This window comes from Aminobacter carboxidus (genome assembly GCF_014863355.1).
GTDB classification, from domain to species: Bacteria; Pseudomonadota; Alphaproteobacteria; order Rhizobiales; family Rhizobiaceae; genus Aminobacter; species Aminobacter carboxidus.
Genome location: NZ_JACZEP010000003.1, coordinates 386,525 through 406,063, shown reverse-complemented (window position 1 = coordinate 406,063; position 19,539 = coordinate 386,525). Strand labels below are relative to the sequence as shown.

Genomic DNA, 19,539 nt, shown 5'->3' with positions numbered 1-19,539 from the left:
ATGTGAGGTGTATCCGAGGCCCGCGCCCTATCATGACGACCGGGCGCGACGCCTGTTTGGGTGCCTCAGACGTCCAGCGTGTGGTCGCGCTCCCACTGGGTGAAGTGCGACGCGTAGGAGTTCCACTCCTGGTGCTTGAGCTTGACGTAGGCGGCGGAGAACTCTTCGCCCATCGCAGCCTTCAGCTCGCTGTCTTCGTCATAGGCGCGCAAGGCGTCGAGCAGGTTGAGCGGCAGCTTGGCACCATGGGTGACGGTGTGGCCTTCGCGGTACATGTCGACGTCGCTGCGCGGGCCTGGATCGGCCTTGGAGCGAATGCCGCTGAGGCCGGCGGCGATGATGATCGCCTGCATCAGGTATGGGTTGGCCGCGCCATCGGGCAGGCGCAGTTCGAAGCGGCCAGGGCCGGGCACACGCACCATGTGGGTGCGGTTGTTGCCGGTCCAGGTCACCGTGTTCGGCGCCCAGGTCGCGCCCGAGACGGTGCGCGGTGCGTTGATGCGCTTGTAGGAGTTGACGGTCGGGTTGCAGATCGCGGCAAGTGCCGAGGCGTGCTTCATGATGCCGCCGAGGAAGTGGCGGCCCTTCTCGGAAAGACCGAGTTCCATGTTTTTGTCGGCGAAAGCATTGGACTTGCCGGCAAGGTCCCACACCGAGATGTGGGCGTGGCAGCCCGAGCCAGTCAGGCCCTGGAACGGCTTCGGCATGAAGGTTGCGCGCAGGCCGTGCTTTTCGGCGATCGAGCGCACCATGAACTTGAAGAAGGAGTGCTTGTCGGCGGTCTGGAGAACGTCGTCATACTCCCAGTTCATCTCGAACTGGCCGTTCGCGTCCTCATGGTCGTTCTGGTAGGGCTTCCAGCCGAGGTCGAGCATGGCATCGCAGATTTCGGCGATGACGTCGAAGCGGCGCATGACGGCCTGCTGGTCGTAGCAGGACTTTGCCGCCGTGTCGTACTCGTCGGCAATCTGGTTGCCATCCGGTGTCGTCAGGAAGAATTCCGGCTCAACACCGGTCTTGACGCGCATGCCTTCCTTGGCGGCTTCAGCGACGAGGCGCTTCAGCGTGTTGCGCGGTGCCTGGGCAACGCCCTTGCCTTCCATCAGGCAGTCGGACGCGAGCCAGGCCACTTCCGGCCGCCATGGCAGCTGGATGACCGAGAGCGGGTCCGGCACGGCGAGCATGTCGGGGTGTGCTGGCGTCAGATCCAGCCAGGTCGCGAAGCCGGCAAAGCCGGCTCCGTCCTTCTGCATGTCCGAGATGGCCTGGGCCGGCACCAGCTTGGCGCGCTGACCTCCGAACAGGTCCGTATACGAGACCATGAAGTATCTGATGTTGCGAGCTTTTGCGAACTCTTTGAGATCAGTCACCTCCGACTGATCGATCTTGGCTTCGAACGCCGTACCCATGTGAATTGCTCCTCCCAATCCTTGTGGTTTTAAAAGGGACCCTTACCAGGTACCCAGCTTGTCCCCGCAAGCGGCACGCCAGCCATGGCGGCAGCTTCGATCGAAAGAGCGCAGAGATCCTCAGGCTCGAGATTGTGCAGGTGGTTTTTGCCGCAGGCACGGGCAATCGTCTGTGCCTCAAGCGTCATGACCTTCAGATAATTCGCCAGACGGCGACCAGCCGCGATCGGATCGACGCGCTTCATCAGCTCGACGTCCTGCGTGGTGATGCCGGCCGGGTCCTTACCCTCGTGCCAGTCGTCGTAGGCACCGGCGGTGGTGCCAAGCTTCTGGTATTCTTCCTCCCAACGCGGGTCATTGTCGCCGAGTGCGATAAGTGCCGCGGTACCGACCGATACTGCATCGGCACCAAGCGCCAGCGCTTTGGCCACATCGGCACCATTGCGTATGCCACCGGAGACGATGAGCTGAACCTTGCGGTGCATGCCGAGATCCTGCAGCGCCTTCACTGCCGGACGGATGCAAGCAAGCGTCGGCTGGCCGACATGCTCGATGAACACTTCCTGGGTCGCAGCCGTGCCGCCCTGCATGCCGTCGAGCACGACGACGTCGGCACCGGCCTTCACTGCGAGGGCCGTGTCATAGTAGGGGCGCGCGCCACCGACCTTGACGTAGATCGGCTTTTCCCAGTCGGTGATCTCGCGGATTTCGAGGATCTTGATCTCTAGATCGTCCGGACCGGTCCAGTCGGGGTGACGGCAGGCCGAGCGCTGGTCGATGCCCTTGGGCAGCGTACGCATCTCGGCAACGCGGTCGGAGATCTTCTGGCCCAGAAGCATGCCACCGCCGCCTGGCTTTGCGCCCTGGCCGACAACGATTTCGATGGCGTCGGCACGGCGCAGGTCACGCGGGTTCATGCCGTAGCGTGACGGCAGGTACTGGTAAACCAGCTGCTTGGAGTGGCCGCGCTCTTCCTCGGTCATGCCGCCGTCGCCGGTGGTGGTCGAGGTGCCGGACAGTGTTGCACCGCGGCCAAGGGCTTCCTTGGCCGGGCCCGAAAGCGAGCCGAAGCTCATGCCGGCAACGGTGATCGGGATCTTCAGCTCGATCGGCTTCTTGGCGAAACGCGTGCCCAGGACAACCGACGTGTCGCACTTTTCGCGGTAGCCTTCGAGCGGATAGCGCGAGATCGAGGCGCCGAGAAACAACAGGTCGTCGAAATGCGGGACCTTGCGCTTGGCGCCGGAGCCGCGGATGTCGTAGATACCGGTCGCTGCGGCGCGACGGATTTCGGACATCGCGTATTCATCGAACGTGGCCGACTTACGTGGCGTCGTCGGAGGATTGTGATAGCTCATTTTGTTCCTCAGTAAGCGTCGGCGTTGTCGATGTTGAAGTTGTAGAGCGTGCGCGCGGAACCGTAGCGCGAGAACTCTTCCGGCTTGACGTCGGTGATACCGGCGCGATCAAGCAGGTCCTTCAGGATGGCGATGTGCTCGGGGCGCATTTCCTTTTTGATGCAGTCGGCGCCGAGGCTCTTGACCGAGCCGCGCACGAACAGGCGGGCCTCGTAGATCGAGTCGCCGAGCGCGTCGCCGGCATCACCGAGGACAACGAGGTTGCCCGACTGAGCCATGAAGGCCGACATGTGGCCGATGTTGCCACGGACAACGATGTTGATGCCCTTCATCGAGATACCGCAGCGCGACGAAGCGTTGCCTTCGATGACAAGCAAGCCGCCGCGACCGGTGGCGCCGGCGTACTGGCTGGCGTCGCCCTTCACGATGATTGCGCCCGACATCATGTTTTCACCGACGCCGGGGCCGGCCGAACCGTGCACGGTGATCGTGCTGTTCTGGTTCATGCCGCCGCAATAATAGCCAACCGAACCCTGCACATCGATCGAGATCGCGTGTTCGGCGCCAACGGCGACAGCATGGCTGCCCTTGGGGTTGAGAACCTCCCAGTTCGATTCACCTGCGGCATCCTTCACGTTGTGGAGGGCCTGGTTGAACTCGCGCAACGTGATCTTGGACAGATCGAAGGTCTTCGGCGTGTAGTTGGCCTGGTGCAGAGGCGCGGTCGCAAGATTTGTTGAATGCATATCTCAGTGCTCCCAGAAATAGACGGTGGACGGCTCGGGCTCCCAGACCTTGGCGTCTTCGATGCCGGGCAGATTGGCGAGGGCGCGATACTCGGAGCCGAAAGCGACGTACTGGTCAGTCTCGGCCATGACGGCGGGCTTGCAGGAGATCGGGTCGCGGACGACGCCGAAGCCATTCTTGGTTCCGACCACGAAGGTGAAGAAGCCGTCGAGATCGTTCAGGCTGCTTTCCAGCGCCTCACCAAGGTTCTGGCCATGCGCGATCTTCGAAGACAGGTAGGCGGCGGCCACTTCGGTGTCGTTTTCGGTCTCGAAGCGCATGCCGTCGCGGATCAGCTCGCGGCGCAGGTTGTTGTGGTTCGACAGCGAGCCGTTGTGCACCAGGCACTGGTCGGGGCCGGTCGAGAAAGGATGCGCACCAAGCGTGGTGACGGCGGATTCGGTGGCCATGCGGGTATGGCCGATGCCGTGGCTGCCGCTCATCTTGGTGACGTCGAAGCGCTTCACGACTTCGACCGGCAGGCCGACTTCCTTGTAGATTTCGATCGCTTCGCCAGCACCCATGACACGGACGTTGGGGCGCAGTTCGGAAAGTGCGGCGCGGGCTTCCGCGACCTTTTCGGTCGGCACGTCCAGCACCGCATGGGTGGACTTCACCGTCGATGAAACCTTGGCACCGATCTTCTTGCCGAGCTCGGCATCGAGACCCTTGAAATCCGCGTCCGGGTTGGCCGACTGGATGGTGACTTTGGCATGACCCTTGGTGCCGCCGCCGTAGATGGCGATGCCCGCGCTATCGGGGCCGCGGTCGGTCATGGTTACGAGCATTTCGGACAGCAATGCGCCCAATTGGGGCTCCAGCGACTTGTCCTTCAAAAACAGTCCTACAATTCCGCACATCCCGGTTTCCTCACCTGATTGGCTGCCTGTGACAAAAGCTAGCAGGTTCCGGATGCCAATTCAACTGTGATGAATTTTTTATTCCTGTAGAAAAACAACGGAGCCGGCGACGAATGGTGACCTGCCGCTGAGTTTTTCCTCCATCTGAGATTAGAGTCCGGTCCTTGATCGAAGGACGGACTGATGAAGAGAAAGCGGTTCACGGAAGAGCAGATCATCGCGGTTCTGCGCGAGCACGAGACAGGAGCGAAGGCGGGCGATCTGGCTCGCAAGCACGGGATCTCGGAGGCGACGCTGTATAACTGGAAGGCGAAGTATGGCGGCATGGAGGTGTCCGACGCCAAGCGGCTGAAGGCACTGGAAGACGAGAACGCCAAGCTGAAGAAGCTGCTCGCCGAGCAGATGTTGGAAGCCTCGGCACGGCGCGAGCTTCTGTCAAAAAAATGGTAGGGCCCGCCGCCAAGCGTGAAGCCGTCGCGCATCTGCAGTCCGTCATGGGTCTGTCGGAGCGTCGGGCCTGTTTCTTCGTCGGCGCCGATCGCAAGATGATCCGCTACCTGTTCCGGCGTCCGCCAGAGACGGAGTTGCGCGGCCGGCTGCGCGATCTGGCCAACGAGCGCCGGCGCTTCGGCTACCGGCGCCTGTTCATACTGCTCCGGCGCGAGGGCGAGGCGTCGGGGATCAACCGCATCTATCGCCTCTACCGCGAGGAAGGTCTGACGGTGCGTAAGCGCCGGGCACGCCGCCGCGCCGTGGGCACGCGGGCACCGATCCTGGTCGAAGCAAAGCCGAACGCACGCTGGTCGCTGGATTTTGTGCATGATCAGTTCGCCTGCGGCCGGCGCTTCCGCGTGCTCAACGTCGTCGACGATGTGACGCGCGAATGCCTGGCCGCAATCCCGGACACCTCGATCTCCGGCCGTCGGGTTGCCCGTGAACTGACGGAACTGATCACCCAGCGCGGCACGCCGGGCATGATCGTCTCCGACCACGGCACCGAGTTCACCTCGAACGCCATCCTCGCCTGGTCGAAGGATCACGAGATCAAATGGCACTACATCGCGCCCGGCAAGCCGATGCAGAACGGTTATGTCGAATCCTTCAACGGCCGGATGCGCGACGAGCTGTTGAACGAGAGCCTGTTCTTCGGCCTCGACCACGCCCGAAGCGCCATCGCCGAATGGCGTCAGGACTTCAACACCGCGAGGCCGCATTCCTCGCTCGGCTACCAGACCCCCGCAGCCTATGCCGAGGTCATCACCGCAACCGGCTCCGACGCTGTGCTGATGGAAGGCTCCACGCCTCCGCCGGTTGCTTTCACCGCGCCTCAGGGCGTAACAAAAACGGCCGAGGCTCTAATCGCCAATGGATGACAGTTCAGTGGCAGGTCAGGTTGTCGTCGCGCAATTCTCCGAGGGGTGCCGTCATATGTCCGGCCTGTCAGTGCGGTCATCGACCGCTGGCCACGATGATATCCGCGATACCGATCGCCTAATCAATTTTGCGCGCTGCATAGCGCAGTGAGTCAGACGGTCTGATCGGCATCGAGGTGTTGCCTCTCGGGTTCATCACGCTTTGGCACCTTGCTCTTTATCCCAGCGCCGAGGCTCGGGAATTCTGTTTCTATGCCGTCACTGTGAATCGGCGTGCGGCGCGCCTTTTTCGGCGCCCCAAGTGACGCCATGTCGATCACTCCCACAGCCCCCGCTAAAAACAAGCGAGGGAAGGTTCACACATGGCTCAACAAAAATCGAGCTATGCCGTGTCAGTTTTTCAGTGGCAATCAACAGGGCAGCACTCTCCATCATGGACGATCCGCTACCTGGCCAACATTGCGCGACTGCCCTAGGAAATCTTGCGTAGTCGTCATCATCACACTTTCCACTGATGGGTGCGCATGGCCCGACGCGCACGTTTCCGCTCCGAAATCAGTGCCTTTAGCGCGAGGTGAAGGCGTCCTGTATTTTTAAGGAGGAAAGTTGTCTTCGGCTGATCATAACTCTGTATCCGGAGATCAGTAATCATTATGGCAGCCGCGAGAACATCTAGGACGCTCCCCACTGCCGCCGCATCGCGAGTGCGCGCGTCGAGCGTTCGCTGCTCCAAAACAGCGCGATCGCGCTTCAGCGTCTTAAGTCGCGTCACTCGCCAGTCATTCATGGTCATCGCTTGCTGCGGGATGCTGCTGACCCCACTGCCGACACGATACTTGACCAGTGCCTCATCCACGAATGCAACACGTTCCTCCAGCGCAGCTCGAAATCCTACGACTAAATCTTCGTATAGGTCCGGAAACCGAAGAATGCCGTATCGGTCAAAGACCTCCCGGCGCCATGCGCCCGTCGCTCCAATATAGAGAGCCATACTGTTGGCCGCAGCGACCGCAGACGTTGATCGCAAGAATAGCGCACCATCGTGAGGGAATGGACCTTCAACATCTTCCCCGTGCCGCCCAATTTCTCTGACTCTCGAATGGACCAAAAGAGCGTTTGTCGCACTGAACGTCTCTAGTACTCGCGACACGCGCTGCGGCAACGAGATGTCGTCACCTGCTGCGACAACAACAATCTCAGAGTCCGTAAGCTCCATGCACCGGTTGAGGTGGGCCGCGATACCGAGATTGTGCACATTACGGTTTAGCCGGACCCGATGTGGCCCACGATAGTCCGCGACGATCAGACGCGTGATCTCAAATGTTTGATCAAGTGAGGCGTCATCTGAAATCAGGATATCAATTGGATCACATTGCTGTTCCAAGGCGCCCCTAACTGCCTCAGCGACAAATGCCTCATGATTGTAGGTCATCAAGATCATGCTTGCACGCATCGGGCCCTCAGAAATTCAGGGCGATCAAGGCCGACTTTAGCTCGATCGGATCCACGTTATATGCGGCGCTGTAGGCCTCAAATGAAGAGGTGATATTCACTGCAGAGGAAACAAAAAGGTAATTTAGATCCGCTCCGACAAGCCCTGCAAGATTAGAATAGCAACAGAATTCGTCATATTGTGGAATGATCCAAGTTAAGGCCCGCGTCCCTGCTTGGCAAAAAATCATGTTCGCGAAAGCTGCTCCGGAAGCCCCAACTATGAGGCTAGCGCTGTGAAAGAGCTCTACCTGTTCGCGAAACGTCATCATCTCAGGATAGACGGCTTCAAAGCCAAAGTCGGCAGCGACCGCCAACAGTTCTTCCTGATTGTACGCACGGCGAACATTGTCACGCGCAAGGAATATCCGCCGTCCCGCAGTTTGGGAAGGGATTTCCAGGCTGTCCAGAATTAGCCTGCGATGGGCCAGCAGCGCAGGATCGTGCTGAGCATAATCTGTGATTTTGGGCCATTGGCCTTTCGTGAAATTCATTGGGCCCCTGACAGGGCTGTCAATTACAACAAGATCCTCGACCTGATAGAGCAGGTCCGGCTTCATTGGCTTGAACTGACAGTCAGGGGCGACGGCTAGAAGCGAGTCCCGAAAAGTCGGCCTTTGCAGACAAGACTCTGGGACAAGTAGGGGATAGGCGTCGAACTGTTCGCACAACGACTGAGCATAGCCCGCTGCGGGAAGAATTTCGATCAGCCAGTGATACCAATTCGTGGCCCCGGATCCGAATACGCATATTCCCTTTTCGATCCTGTCATACGGCCTGTGGCGCACCATAGCTTGTGAGTGTAGTTGCGCAAACAACAACGTACCATCTTCTATCAATGCTTGGGGGGTAGCAACATAGTAATCAGGCAAAAGTGCCTCGTCCCCACAAACAAATGCTGATGCTGTACCGCAGACAGTCGCATTTGCAAATCTCCGCGCGGTGACCGTCGGAAATGTATAGGCGTTGCTTCGCGCTTGCTTGCCAATAGATTTCGGAGCAAAAGCTTTACCACTAAAGGCCGGCCACATTTTACTGACGTCATGGCCAGACGTACCGATCTTGGAAATCGGAAGCAATCTGTATTCCGGATACAAAATCCTCATAACTGTCGTTAGACACGCCGAAAAATGAACCTTGGCCAACGAAGTATTCGCGGGGTTCAGATACCACCGCAACATTTTGTTCCGCTTCTTCTTGTACTTTGCCTTTGCCCAATTCTTAATCTTGAGTAATATGGACATTCTTTGAACGATCCCTACAAGCCACTCAAGACGCGAATTGGTGAGGGCGATGACCTTTTCGTAGCCTCAAGTCGAGGTAGGCCGAATGGCCAGGCTAAATGCGTTCGCCCGCCAACCTAGATCATGATCGAACGGGATCCGATTGTGAACAGCCCCAGTTATGTGCTGGCGCCAGTAATCTCTCTGCGAACCATTTCCAGTGCAGGTCAGTGTCCCGCTCCTCACCGTCTCTTCGGACAGAAGTTTTCTTTGCCTTACTCGGCTCGCAGCATGCGATCAAGACTCTATCTTTGCTGCTGTCGCAGCGGAACCTTTGGAACAGGAGGACTTGACGACGCACAATTTACCGGCGGCCGCCGGCGGATCGTAGGGGCGATACCTTCGTAGTCGCGGGCCGCCTGCGCCACCGCAATTCGCGTAGACCGCCTCTTTAAGATCTGCATTCCAGAATTACGCGTAATTTTACATACGCGCCGTGCCGTTCTCAAAATCGAGCACGACGCTGGTTACCTTCCGTGCATCCTGCTCTGACATATGAGGGCCTATGGGCAGGCTAACCACCTGATCCGACATGGCGTCACTCACTCCAAATGCATCGCTACTGAATCCGTCGACGGCGTAGGCCTGCTGCCTATGGGGTGGGATTGGGTAATGAACCAGTGCCGAGATCCCCTGTTTACTCAAGTGCGCCATAAGGGCGTCCCGCTGTCGCGAGCGAACAACAAACAGATGCCACACCGGTTCAGACCAATCCGGATTCTGCGGCAATACGAGACTGCTTCCCTTGAGCGCTGCAAGATAGAAGTCCGCAATTTTTCGACGGCGGGCGTTCCATGCATCGAGATGCTTTAATTTGACCCTGAGGATTGCCGCCTGAATCGGGTCTAGCCTAGTGTTCATTCCCTTGACGTCGTTCCGATACTTCTCGCGTGATCCGTAATTTCGCAATACGCGCAATCGATCGGCAAGTTCCGGACGGTTGGTCGTGATTGCCCCTCCGTCACCCATGGCGCCAAGGTTCTTGCCTGGGTAGAAGCTCCAACAGACTAGGTCACTGTGGCTTCCAATGCGCCTGCCGCGGTATCGCGCCCCATGTGCCTGCGCTGCGTCTTCAATAACAGAAAGGCCCTTCTCACGCGCAAGAGCGATAATCGGATCCATGTCACATGGCGCGCCGTAGAGGTGTACCGGAATGATTGCCTTGGTCCGGCTGGTAATCGCGGAGGCAGTACGCTTTGGATCAAGGTTGCAGGTGGCCAAATCCGGCTCGACCGGTATCAACTTAGCTCCAACCGACGAAACGGCGAGCCATGTCGCAATGAACGTATTCGATGGAACGATCACTTCATCGCCTGGACCAACACCCAGCGCGCGCAAGCCGATAACAAGGGCGTCAAGGCCGTTACCGACGCCGACCGCATATGCGGCTTCACAGTAGTCTGCGAAGTCTGACTCGAATGCGTCGACTTCCGGCCCAAGAATATACCAGCCACTATCAAGTACACGCGATACAGCTGCGTCTATCTCCACTTTGAGTTCTTGGTAGGCAGCAGCTAGATTCAAAAAAGGGATCGTCATGTCTTGCCTTGAATAGCTTCAAGAAAAGTAGAATACTCTCTGTAGTAATCAGATTCGTCATACAAATTTGACGCAAGCACCATGCAGACAGCTCCAGACGAGAAATTATCCAGTTCTCGCCAAATCATGGGGCAAATGTAAAGGCCTTTGTACGAACGATTGAGATGTATTCTCTTTTCTTTAATTCCATCGTTTATTACTATATCAAAGCTTCCCGCCATCGCCACAATGAGCTGAGACAGTTGCTTGTGGGCATGACCACCACGTTCAGCGCCCCCCGGCACATCGTAGAGGTAGTAGACCCGCCGTATGTCGAAAGGCACATGGCGCTGGCCTTCGATAAAGGTAAGGTTTCCGCGTGAGTCGGCGATTTTCGGCAGATCGACGATATGGCACTTATCTATACTCATTGGCCAAGCGATCTCACAGGTCGTGCTGGGTTTCCAACAACAGTCGCGTAGTCAGGAACGGACCTCGTGACGACAGCGCCCGCTCCAACGATCGCACCCTTGCCAATCTCAATTCCAGGCAAAATGGTGGCACCCCCCCCTATGGAGGCACCTGCCTTAACAATTGTTGTCAAAAGAACCGCAGAATGGTTCTTGCTTCGAGGGTATCGATCGTTGGTGAATGTGACGTTCGGCCCCACAAACACATCGTCCTCCAAGTGAACCCCATCCCAGAGTTGCACGCCGCTCTTGATAGTCACGCGATCACCTACCCTGACATTATTCTCAACAAAACAATGTGAGCAAATGTTAACTTCACGACCAATTTGCGCGCCCGGAAGTACGACAACATACTGCCAGATTCTGGTTCCATCTCCTATATGTGACGTTTGCACGTCAGAACTGGAATGGAGGAAGACGTTATTCAATACTAAGCTCCTGGTAGAATCATATAGAGGCTCTCATGTGCCGCAAATGGTGGTTGCACACAACCACTGCAGCGGCGGAGTGCGCCCGGATTGCCTGTGGCCGCATACGTTTGTGCCCATTGTGACGTCAGCGCAGGATTTACGTTGGCATGAGCACGAACGTCTCGGCGAAAGGTAATCTCTGACCCGGTCGCGGACAACTAAACTGCTCGCGAGCAGCCGTTCCCGATAGCTATCGTCACTGAGCCGCCGCTCGCTATAGGCCACGTTCAGAGTCTCTGGAACAGGCGGTTGGTCGTCACCATTCGGTAGTTCGGATTGCCCTTCACGAAGAGATCAACTAGCATTTTAATGTTTGGTACCGCTGCATGCTCGTCGGTGATGTATTCGTGCCGAGTAGCTTTCATCCATGTCGAGTTCTCGAACTTCCATCCGTAATCGTCGAACTCAATAAAGCCGCCAGGCTTCACCAACTTATCGAGAATCACGAACGCCGGTAAATCGTGCAGCAGCAGATGTGAGCCATCGAGGTATGCGTAATCGAAAATCGGGCAGCGCATGGCATCGAGAAGCTTGGCAAGCGACCAATGGTAGCTGTCCCAATGACGCCGCGTATTGCCGTGAGCCACGACATTGAAGAACCCGAGTCCGTTGAGGTCCGCCTTCAACTCATCAACGGAATCTTGAAAGTCGAAGATGTGGAGTTTGCCTCGTCCCTTCATCGTCTTGGCAATAGCTTGGGTGGTGGCTCCGATGCCCACGCCAATTTCGGCCACTGCGGCATCGGGAGCTTGCTCCAATAGGCTCGCAATGCGCTCTTCGATCCCCGGCGCTGGGCGGGAGATGGTCGGGTTGTCCGGTCCGATTCGTTCAAGCATGTCCTATTTTGATCCCCTGTAGGTTTTCTCAACGAGACCCTATTTCCAATCCGATCATCGTATCCGCCATTCAGATAATCCTTAAAGGATGTGCAGCGCCAGCGAGCCAAGCAACTGGCGCCGCTGTTGGCGATCCGTCCCGCGCGCTTCGCCACCTGCTAACGGGCGGACATAGTGAGCATATCAGATGACAGGCCGGCCGCGACCCCTGACAGTTTCCCGGCGAGCCCGGCCCAAGCTTTTCAGGAGCGTCGTCTCAAAAACCAGTAGAACGCTGCCCGCACACGTCGGCGATTGGGCGTTCGGTGCCAGAACTTGAGCGGGCGCTGCTCGATTTCTTGATACATAGCCCGCTCCTCTGCCGGACGACTGTCCTCTGCTGGACGACTGTCTCCCGCCGGGCGACAATCCCTTGCCAGAAGACTGACACTTGCCGGGCGACTGTCGCGGCCCTCCGCCGAACCGTTGTTGCGCTCCTCTGCTATCCGACTGTCGAAGAATGGTTCGAGCGCAAGGTCATCCAGCGTAAAGCGCGGATAGGGAGAGATCTGTGGCGCATCGAATGCGCCATCCACGAAGCGGCGTAAAGATATAGATGACGAATTCTGTGCACTGAAATAGGCTCGGGTCGAGCACGAGAGCGCCTGAAGTCGCGTGGCGTTCATTTGTGATAAACTGACGATCAGATCTTCGGGCGATGTCCACCCCGGTTGCACTGGGTCGACAAAATCGCCGGCCTCGGGCAGGCCGGGAACGCTGGAGCGATGGTTCAGGCTGGGGATACCGCAGCACATCACCTCTATACCGATCCGAGCCGAACAGATGGGGAAGGGCGCAATGAACAGGTCGACGCCACTCCTGAGAAGACTGCCACCAAGATCGTCGGCCCAAGGGATATGGACGAAACGATCCTCGGGCACGCGCGCTGCACGCAGCCTGTCCAAGAATTCCGCTACTACGTCAGGAGATAATGGGCCGTAGTGGATGTGCCGCATATTCACCGCCGAGAGGGCAGAAAGTATCACGTCGAAGTAGGCATACCGGTACTCGGACTCCACCTTGTAGGGCCGGGCGGCCGCCGATGCCGTTGTCAGTATTCCATTGACCAGCGGGCGGTAAGGGTTCTCATCAAAACGATCGGTGAAAAACGGTGCGAGTTGCACGATCCGCGATGGATCTATCACGGGGGCCAAGGCCGAGGCTTGTGTGTGTGTCTTCGCCACGATCCGATCAATCGCGCTGCTGTGCACCCCGAGCGACAGCCCGTGGTCGTAGACGTAGTCGAACACGATCTCTCGCCCCAGCCCTCGCTGCATGGCTGCAAGCCCGACCACATCGTGATGTGTGATGAACGGGTAAATTCGGTCAGGTGCAGCCTCGGCCAAAAAGCGGAGTGCCTCGCCAATCTGGGCAAGCAGCGAGCCCGCCCTGTCGACCTGCCGATATGTGATGGCGGGATGGGCGAAATGGGCGTCGATGATTTTCCGGTCCGTGTCAATCTTGCCGGAGCTAAGGATGTCGATCCTGAAACCGCTGCTCAACAACTCGCCTACGATTTCTTTAATCTCGCGGAACACGCCGCCGCCGTTCGGCACAAAGCCGGACACGAGCAGCACGACCTTGCGCGCGTCGTGCCGCCGTCCGGCAAGGTGGAACCCTTCTCGCAAAAGTACAGTCCGTCCGACCGTTTCCATAAGTGTGTCTACGTCCGGCAGCGAGTACATTGCCTGGAAGGCGCGGGCTCGTATCTCGGGCAGGAAGATTTTGGCCGCAGTGCGCTCACATTCGCGGACGAGTTCGTCACCGCTGCGAAAATCCAGGGCGTCGGATGCGGTGACGGCAGCCAGCCTCTTCTTTTCAGCCCAGTCGATCCGTTTCTCTAGGCTTTTGTGTTCGGGCCGCTCGGGGTCTTGTACTACAAGGGTCTGGAGATCCCGAAGGATCGCGATATTAAAGTCGTCTTTAGCGCGCTGATCCAGGCTGGTCCAAATACCCTGCCCATGGATGTTGTAGACACTCATCACCTGTTTCATCACATAGACTGATTTGCGCGTCGCAAAAGCATGGAAGAAAAATAGCGCGGTGTCGCCTCGCATGGTCTCGCGCTCAAAATAGGCGGGAAGGCCCGTGTCCAGCCGCCGGAACAAATAGCTCGAGGTGTGGCAGTAAAATTTATTCTGGTGACAATCTGTGTAGCGAAAGACCGTGTCGGCGGTACATCCTGGCACGATCCTGACCCGATCATCCTGCGTCAGGAATAGTGTGTTGTGCGCCACTGCAAAGCAATCGGTCCGCCTACGCAGTATGTCTACTTGCCGCTGCAATTTGTCCCAATTTGAGAAGATGTCGTCCGCATCGAGCACATGGACGAACCTACCCCGCGCTTGATTGTAGGCGCGCCGGATGGAATAGCCCTTTCCCTTCTTCGCCTTGTTCTGAAGAACCTTAATGTTGCGATGTCGGGACGCGTAAGACTCGGCGATCTCGGCCGTTCGGTCGGTTGACCCATCGTCAATGATGAGGATCTCCACCGGAAAACGAGTTTTCTGATACAGAACGGACTCTATTGCTCCAGCGATATGGTCTGCCTCGTTGTGAGCGGGGATCAGGACGGATACCAAAGGGGTGCTTGTGGCAGTAGTCTCGTATGCGGTCACGTCGTTGCCCGGGTGATTTGCGAGCCACATAGATGTAAAAGCTCAATTGTGGTGAATTCCCTTCCCCGAGTGCAAGCTCGCATGAGCTTTGTCAAGGTGGCCTGATGTCCACAGGTAATTACCACCATGGAAGAAGATACCCGCCCAGTCCGGCTCGAAACCGGTTGATTTCAACAGGTGCGCACAACGCGTCTCCGGAACGATGAACCGATCCGTGAACCACCACTCGATAGCATGGTCAGACCTTTCGGCACTTATGAGCGACCTACCCCGCTTTGTTTAGTCGTCGCGCGGCATGGATCGTTAGGTCTGGCTCGGCAGATAGGTACCAGTGGTGTCGCGAAACAAAGGCGTAGCCGAGAAAGTCCGACGGAATCGGTAATCTAGACGGCGAAGCGACGGCATCGTGAGCCTCCGCCCCACTGCGCTGCCCAGTCGTAGCAGACAGCTCCCCACAGGCCTTCAGGAGGGGCGACGATTCTCGTTCAGACCCTACTTCCATAGGCGATGGCGCGTTCGCGTTTACTCAACCTTCAAAAGCAGCGACATCATAAGGCTCCGATCTCGTTGATGGATCCGATAGCGTTGTCCATCCCGACCAGTCATATTCGTCCCGAACGCACGAAAGATTGCATTCGCTTGAGTCCAAGCTGGTAGCAACGAACGCACTTTTTAAAAAGGCCTCGAATTATCTGCTTCTTTTTGGCGAAAACATAGTGTCTGTTTATGGTTGGCCAAGACGCTGGCTCAGCGACTGACGCAATTCTCATTCCGGAAACTGTGACACTCAAGGCCATCGCACGCTCCAGAGCATGAGCCAATGTTCCATCAGTCTGCCCTGCTTCAGGCTCGAATTCCTCGTCATCAAAGGCTAGCCTCACAAGAGGATCGAACGCATCCGCCCGAGCCATAAACATCGTGCCCGCGAAGAAACCACCCTGTTGAATTTCTTGCTCGCTTAGACCCAGTCGCGAGCCAATCGAAAGTACCTTGCATTTGTTGGCGCCGAGATAAGCGGACATTGAGACAAAATGTCCCTCAGGCCCAAGCATGCCGAGAGAAGAATCGACAGCAAAGGCTTCGACGGCCCGCGCGAGCGTCGCACTATTGAGCAACTGCGTATGAATGTCTCTCGCCCACAAATGTCCGTCGCCACGGTGCGGAGATTTCTTAGTGTGCAACTTGACGACGATATTGAAACCTTGCGCCCGTATTTGCGGAAAAATCTTGAGGAAAGGCAAGACATCCCGCCCGCGGTTCTTCATTACCCGGAATGAATACACGCGCCCTGATTGTTCAAGCATTTGTTGTATTATGGCCTCATGCTCGGCCACGGTAGTGACAAACAACTTATGCTGCTTTGGTAGCAAGCAAACCAAATCAAGGATTTTCTCGAACACGTCTGGATAAAAGGCATGGACGACGATAGCAGCAGCTCCGGTTGAGTAGACTTCACTAACCAGCATAGAATTCTACTCCCACCTGTACTGCAGCATTTTCCTGTCCACCCATCACCAGAGCCTTGCCTCTCTCCTGCCCTACCGGACAATTCGCCGGGTGGCTTCATTGCATGTGGCTTCACGGCGGAGCCGGTCAAGGTCAAGGCGGGTTGGCGCCAAGGCCTTGACCGGCGTTTCCAGCGTCGCGACAGTCTCGCAGCCAATCTCGGATGGAGCGATTCAACTTTGAACCAAACTCCTAATCTGCAGGCACAGATTCGATTCCTGTCGGGATCCAGGATTCGGACCTGTGACCTCTGCCTTCGAGGCGCAGGTCGACAAAACCATAGAAGCAAAGTGATCAGGCTGGGCGAGGGAGAAAAAACTTCAATCTCGCCTCGCCGCCTTCAGTCGCCGCCGCGGCCGCGCGGATAAGAAATGATCGACAGATATTTGATCGGCAAATGGGTCAGCTCTTCGGGGCCGTGCGGCGCATCGGCATCGAAGAACAGGCTGTCGCCCGGGGTCATGCGGTAGAGATTATTGCTGTGGCGGTAAACGACCTCGCCTTCCAGCATATAGAGGAACTCCATGCCGTCATGCTGGAACGTCGGGAAGACATCGGAGTCCTCTGACAAGGTGATGAGATAGGGCTCGACAGTCACGCCTGAAGTGTCGGAGCCGATATGGCCGAGCAGCGTATACTGGTGTCCGGCACGCGTGCCGCGGCGTTCGACATCGACGCCCTCGCCCGACTTGACGAAAACGGCGTTACGTTCCTCTTCAAAGCGACGGAAGAAGGCGGTGACCGGCACGCCAAGTGCCCGCGACAGCGCCTGCAGCGTCGTCAGCGATGGTGAAGTGATGCCGTTTTCGATCTTCGACAGCATGCCGAGCGAAATGTCGGTGGCAGAAGCAAGATCGGCAACCGTAATGCCAAGCTTCTTGCGGAAGGCGCGAACCTCGTGACCGATCGCCACCTCCAGCACCTTCTCGCGCGTGTCACGAACGGCGTGCGGATCCTGGTGCAGCGGCGGCGAAACGTGAGCCAGAGCGGACTTTGCGGCGCCGGCTGAAACCGCAGCCGACATGGCCTTGCCATTCTTTTTCGAATGCCCGTTCTTTTCTGCCGCCTTAGCCTTGCTCATATCGATGCCGCCTGCCTCTGCTCGCTGAATCTATTTCACCGAGAGTAAACATTTTCAGCGGCGCGTTCAACAGATTCTGACAAACGTAGCAGTGCTGCCAACAGGGTAGCTGTCGGCAGCACGTCAACTGAACAGGTTACGAAAAGCGCAGATGCAGCTATTGCATCAGCAGTATTTGCAGGTCGGCGACATTGGTGCCGGTGGCACCGGTCATCAGCAGATCGCCCGACGATGCCAGCGCGTGATACGAGTCGTTGTTCTGCAACAGCGCCACCGGGTTGCAGCCCAGCTTGCGCATCCAGGTGGTCGATCCCGGATCGACAATGCCCCCTGCCGCATCGGTCGGACCGTCGCGCCCGTCGGTGCCGCCACTCAGGAATACCCATGGGCGCTTGATCGACGTCCATTCATTCAGCAACGCAAAGCGCAGCGCCAGTTCCTGATTGCGGCCGCCCTTGCCGTTGCCGGCGACCCGCACCGTCGGCTCGCCGCCAGCGACGATCGCCACCGGTCCACGCTGATTTGCCGCAAACACCGCCATGCGGTGCAGGGTTTTGGCGACATCGGAGACATCACCGCTCAGCCAGTCGTCCGCTTTGACAACGACCGGATAGTTGGCCTCGGCACTGCTCATCACCCTCTGCAGGCTGATGCCATTGGAACCGATGACGATGTTGTCGACATGATCGAAGGTAACAGGGGCTTGCGCGTTGTCGACCAGTTGGCCGAGATGCGCTTTCAGCGCCGGCGGCAAGATGTAGTTGAGACTGTAGCGGTCAAGAACAGCGAGCGCCTCCGCCTGGGTGGCCGAAGGCCGCGCTGTCGGCCCACTGGCGATCGTGCCGACGTCATCGCCGGGCACATCGGACAAAATGAGGGACAGCACCTTGGCCCGCGCTGCGAGCTGCGCGAGGCGTCCGCCTTTCAGGCGCGAGAACAATTGCCTGACCGCGTTGATCTCGCTGATTTCGGCACCGCAGCGGATCAGCATGTCATTGAGGGCGATCTTGTCGGCAAGCGCTATACCAGGTGCCGGCGCGCAAGTCAGTGCCGAGCCACCGCCGCTCACCAGCACAAGAACCAGATCGCCCGGCGCGGCCGCGCGCGCTGCAGCCTCGATCGCATCCGCGCCTTTCACGCTGCCTTCGTCGGGCAGCGGGTGGCCGCCTGATATCACCTCGACGCCTGCGATTTCAGCCAGATTTTCAGAGTTGGTCACCGCGCATGCGGAATGCAGCTTGCCTGCCACGAACGGAAGGGCCGCACGTGCCATTGGACAGGCCGCCTTGCCAAAGGCAATCAGGATCACCCGCTCGGCGGCCGCGATATCATCGAGCCGCGTTTCGAGCGCGGAGATCACCGCCTGCTCGGGATCGGAAGCCGCGATGCCTTCGCGAAACAGGGCGGTTGCCTGCTGGCGAAGCTTGACCAGTGCCGAAACCGAGCAGTCGCTTTGCATCACACCACCTTGTCGGGCAAGGCGCGGCCTTCGAAGAAGGCGGTCAGATTGTCCACTGCCTTCATGCCCATGGCCACGCGGGTTTCTTCGGTGGCACTGCCCAGATGCGGCAACAACACCACATTTTCCATGCGCATCAGCGCGCCGGGTACGTCAGGCTCACCGTCATAGACGTCGAGGCCGGCGCCGGCGATGGTGCCGCTGTCGAGCGCTGCGACCAGCGCCTTCTGGTCGACCACGTCGCCACGCGCCGTGTTGATCAGGAAGGCGCCGCGCTTCATCGAAGCGAGGCGTTCGGCATTGATCAGGTGCCGGTTCTCAGCCCCGCCGGGGCAATGCAGCGAGACGAAATCCGACTGCGCCAGCACATCTTCAATGGTCGCCAGCTGGCGCGCGCCCATGGCGCGGGTTTCCTCGTCATCGACCTTCGAGCGATTGTAGAAGACCACTTCCATGTCGAAGCCGAAATGCGCGCGCTTGGCCATCGCCTTGCCGATGCGGCCCATGCCGATGATGCCGATCGTTTTGCCGGTGACCTTGGTGCCAATCATGTGGGTCGGGCACCAGCCTGTCCATTGACCGGCCCGAAGCTGGCGCTCGCCCTCGCCTGCCCGCCGAGCCACCGAAAGCAGTAGGCTCATGCCGATGTCGGCGGTGCAGTCGGTCAGCACACCTGGCGTGTTGGTCACGGCGATGCCGCGGGCACGTGCGGCATCGGTATCGATGTGGCTGAAGCCGACACCGAAATTGGCGAGCAGCTTGGTACGGATGTCGGCATCAGGGAAAATCGACGCCGGCAGCTTGTCGCTGACGGTCGGCAAGATCGCATCAAAGTTCAGGAACGCCGCCTTGAGCTCGGTCGGGCCCAGCGGGGCATCGCCCTGGTTGAAGGTCGTGTCGAAGCGCTCCGCCAGGATCTGCTCGACTGCCGCGGGCCAGCGGCGGGTGACGATAACGCGAGGTTTCATTTCAATTCCCTGGT

At 58.3% G+C, this 19,539-nt stretch carries 16 protein-coding genes and 1 pseudogene; 2 read left to right on the top strand and 15 right to left on the bottom strand.

Translation table 11 applies throughout. The annotated features are described in order from the left end of the window. Positions 1 to 65: 65 nt before the first annotated feature. Genes glnT through IHE39_RS13785 form a run of 4 tightly spaced genes read right to left on the bottom strand, consistent with a single transcriptional unit; the run spans position 66 to position 4,413 of the window. Positions 66 to 1,409: a type III glutamate--ammonia ligase gene (glnT, locus tag IHE39_RS13800; RefSeq protein WP_184770577.1), complete on the bottom strand. Its 1,344-nt coding sequence runs from the start codon at positions 1,407 to 1,409 to the stop codon at positions 66 to 68. Positions 1,410 to 1,438: 29 nt separating this feature from the next. Next, entirely contained in the window at positions 1,439 to 2,767 is a 1,329-nt protein-coding gene (locus tag IHE39_RS13795; RefSeq protein ID WP_115734726.1) for an FMN-binding glutamate synthase family protein, read from the bottom strand. 8 nt (positions 2,768 to 2,775) lie between these two features. Next, positions 2,776 to 3,513 (bottom strand): GltB/FmdC/FwdC-like GXGXG domain-containing protein, encoded by a 738-nt coding sequence (locus IHE39_RS13790; protein WP_184773600.1) that lies wholly within the window; start codon positions 3,511 to 3,513, stop codon positions 2,776 to 2,778. Positions 3,514 to 3,516: 3 nt separating this feature from the next. Beyond that, positions 3,517 to 4,413, bottom strand: coding sequence for a class II glutamine amidotransferase (locus tag IHE39_RS13785; RefSeq protein ID WP_184770575.1), 897 nt, complete (start codon positions 4,411 to 4,413; stop codon positions 3,517 to 3,519). Positions 4,414 to 4,596: 183 nt separating this feature from the next. On the opposite strand from IHE39_RS13785, the pseudogene IHE39_RS30645 reads away from it, so the two are divergent. Both IHE39_RS30645 and IHE39_RS13780 read left to right on the top strand, forming a co-directional pair. Then, positions 4,597 to 4,749: pseudogene (locus IHE39_RS30645) on the top strand (transposase); the annotation flags it as partial. After that, a complete protein-coding gene (locus IHE39_RS13780; protein ID WP_246471554.1) occupies positions 4,716 to 5,786 on the top strand; it encodes an IS3 family transposase in 1,071 nt (356 codons plus the stop codon). The pseudogene IHE39_RS30645 and the gene IHE39_RS13780, both read left to right, overlap by 34 nt. A 499-nt stretch (positions 5,787 to 6,285) precedes the next feature. On the opposite strand, the gene IHE39_RS13775 is transcribed toward IHE39_RS13780, so the two are convergent. The 11 genes from IHE39_RS13775 to IHE39_RS13725 all read right to left on the bottom strand — a co-directional run bounded on the left by IHE39_RS13775 (position 6,286) and on the right by IHE39_RS13725 (position 19,525). After that, positions 6,286 to 7,218: a glycosyltransferase gene (locus IHE39_RS13775; protein WP_192566853.1), complete on the bottom strand. Its 933-nt coding sequence runs from the start codon at positions 7,216 to 7,218 to the stop codon at positions 6,286 to 6,288. A gap of 28 nt (positions 7,219 to 7,246) precedes the next feature. After that, the gene (locus tag IHE39_RS13770; RefSeq protein WP_192566852.1) at positions 7,247 to 8,422 is read right to left on the bottom strand and encodes a glycosyltransferase family 61 protein; all 1,176 of its coding nucleotides are present in this window, start codon (positions 8,420 to 8,422) and stop codon (positions 7,247 to 7,249) included. A 561-nt stretch (positions 8,423 to 8,983) separates the two neighbouring features. Next, the gene (locus IHE39_RS13765) at positions 8,984 to 10,099 is read right to left on the bottom strand and encodes a DegT/DnrJ/EryC1/StrS family aminotransferase (RefSeq protein ID WP_184770571.1); all 1,116 of its coding nucleotides are present in this window, start codon (positions 10,097 to 10,099) and stop codon (positions 8,984 to 8,986) included. After that, on the bottom strand, positions 10,096 to 10,509 hold the full coding sequence (locus IHE39_RS13760) for a sugar 3,4-ketoisomerase (RefSeq protein ID WP_192566851.1): 414 nt from the start codon (positions 10,507 to 10,509) through the stop codon (positions 10,096 to 10,098). The genes IHE39_RS13765 and IHE39_RS13760 overlap by 4 nt, the downstream gene beginning before the upstream one ends. After that, complete coding sequence (locus IHE39_RS30930) at positions 10,506 to 10,943, bottom strand: acyltransferase (protein WP_312880869.1); 438 nt, start codon at positions 10,941 to 10,943, stop codon at positions 10,506 to 10,508. Before IHE39_RS30930 ends, IHE39_RS13760 begins: the two co-directional genes overlap by 4 nt. A gap of 302 nt (positions 10,944 to 11,245) precedes the next feature. Further along, the gene (locus IHE39_RS13750; protein ID WP_067967897.1) at positions 11,246 to 11,854 is read right to left on the bottom strand and encodes a class I SAM-dependent methyltransferase; all 609 of its coding nucleotides are present in this window, start codon (positions 11,852 to 11,854) and stop codon (positions 11,246 to 11,248) included. Positions 11,855 to 12,096: 242 nt separating this feature from the next. Beyond that, positions 12,097 to 14,541, bottom strand: a complete 2,445-nt coding sequence (locus IHE39_RS13745) for a glycosyltransferase family 2 protein (protein ID WP_246471057.1) — start codon at positions 14,539 to 14,541, stop codon at positions 12,097 to 12,099. 572 nt (positions 14,542 to 15,113) lie between these two features. Further along, the gene (locus IHE39_RS13740; RefSeq protein ID WP_184770568.1) at positions 15,114 to 15,977 is read right to left on the bottom strand and encodes a rhamnan synthesis F family protein; all 864 of its coding nucleotides are present in this window, start codon (positions 15,975 to 15,977) and stop codon (positions 15,114 to 15,116) included. A gap of 380 nt (positions 15,978 to 16,357) precedes the next feature. Continuing rightward, positions 16,358 to 17,098 (bottom strand): helix-turn-helix domain-containing protein, encoded by a 741-nt coding sequence (locus IHE39_RS13735; RefSeq protein ID WP_184770567.1) that lies wholly within the window; start codon positions 17,096 to 17,098, stop codon positions 16,358 to 16,360. Between the two features lie 157 nt (positions 17,099 to 17,255). Next, on the bottom strand, positions 17,256 to 18,557 hold the full coding sequence (locus tag IHE39_RS13730; RefSeq protein ID WP_192566850.1) for a glycerate kinase type-2 family protein: 1,302 nt from the start codon (positions 18,555 to 18,557) through the stop codon (positions 17,256 to 17,258). Next, a complete protein-coding gene (locus tag IHE39_RS13725; RefSeq protein ID WP_192566849.1) occupies positions 18,557 to 19,525 on the bottom strand; it encodes a 2-hydroxyacid dehydrogenase in 969 nt (322 codons plus the stop codon). Before IHE39_RS13725 ends, IHE39_RS13730 begins: the two co-directional genes overlap by 1 nt. Positions 19,526 to 19,539: the final 14 nt, after the last annotated feature.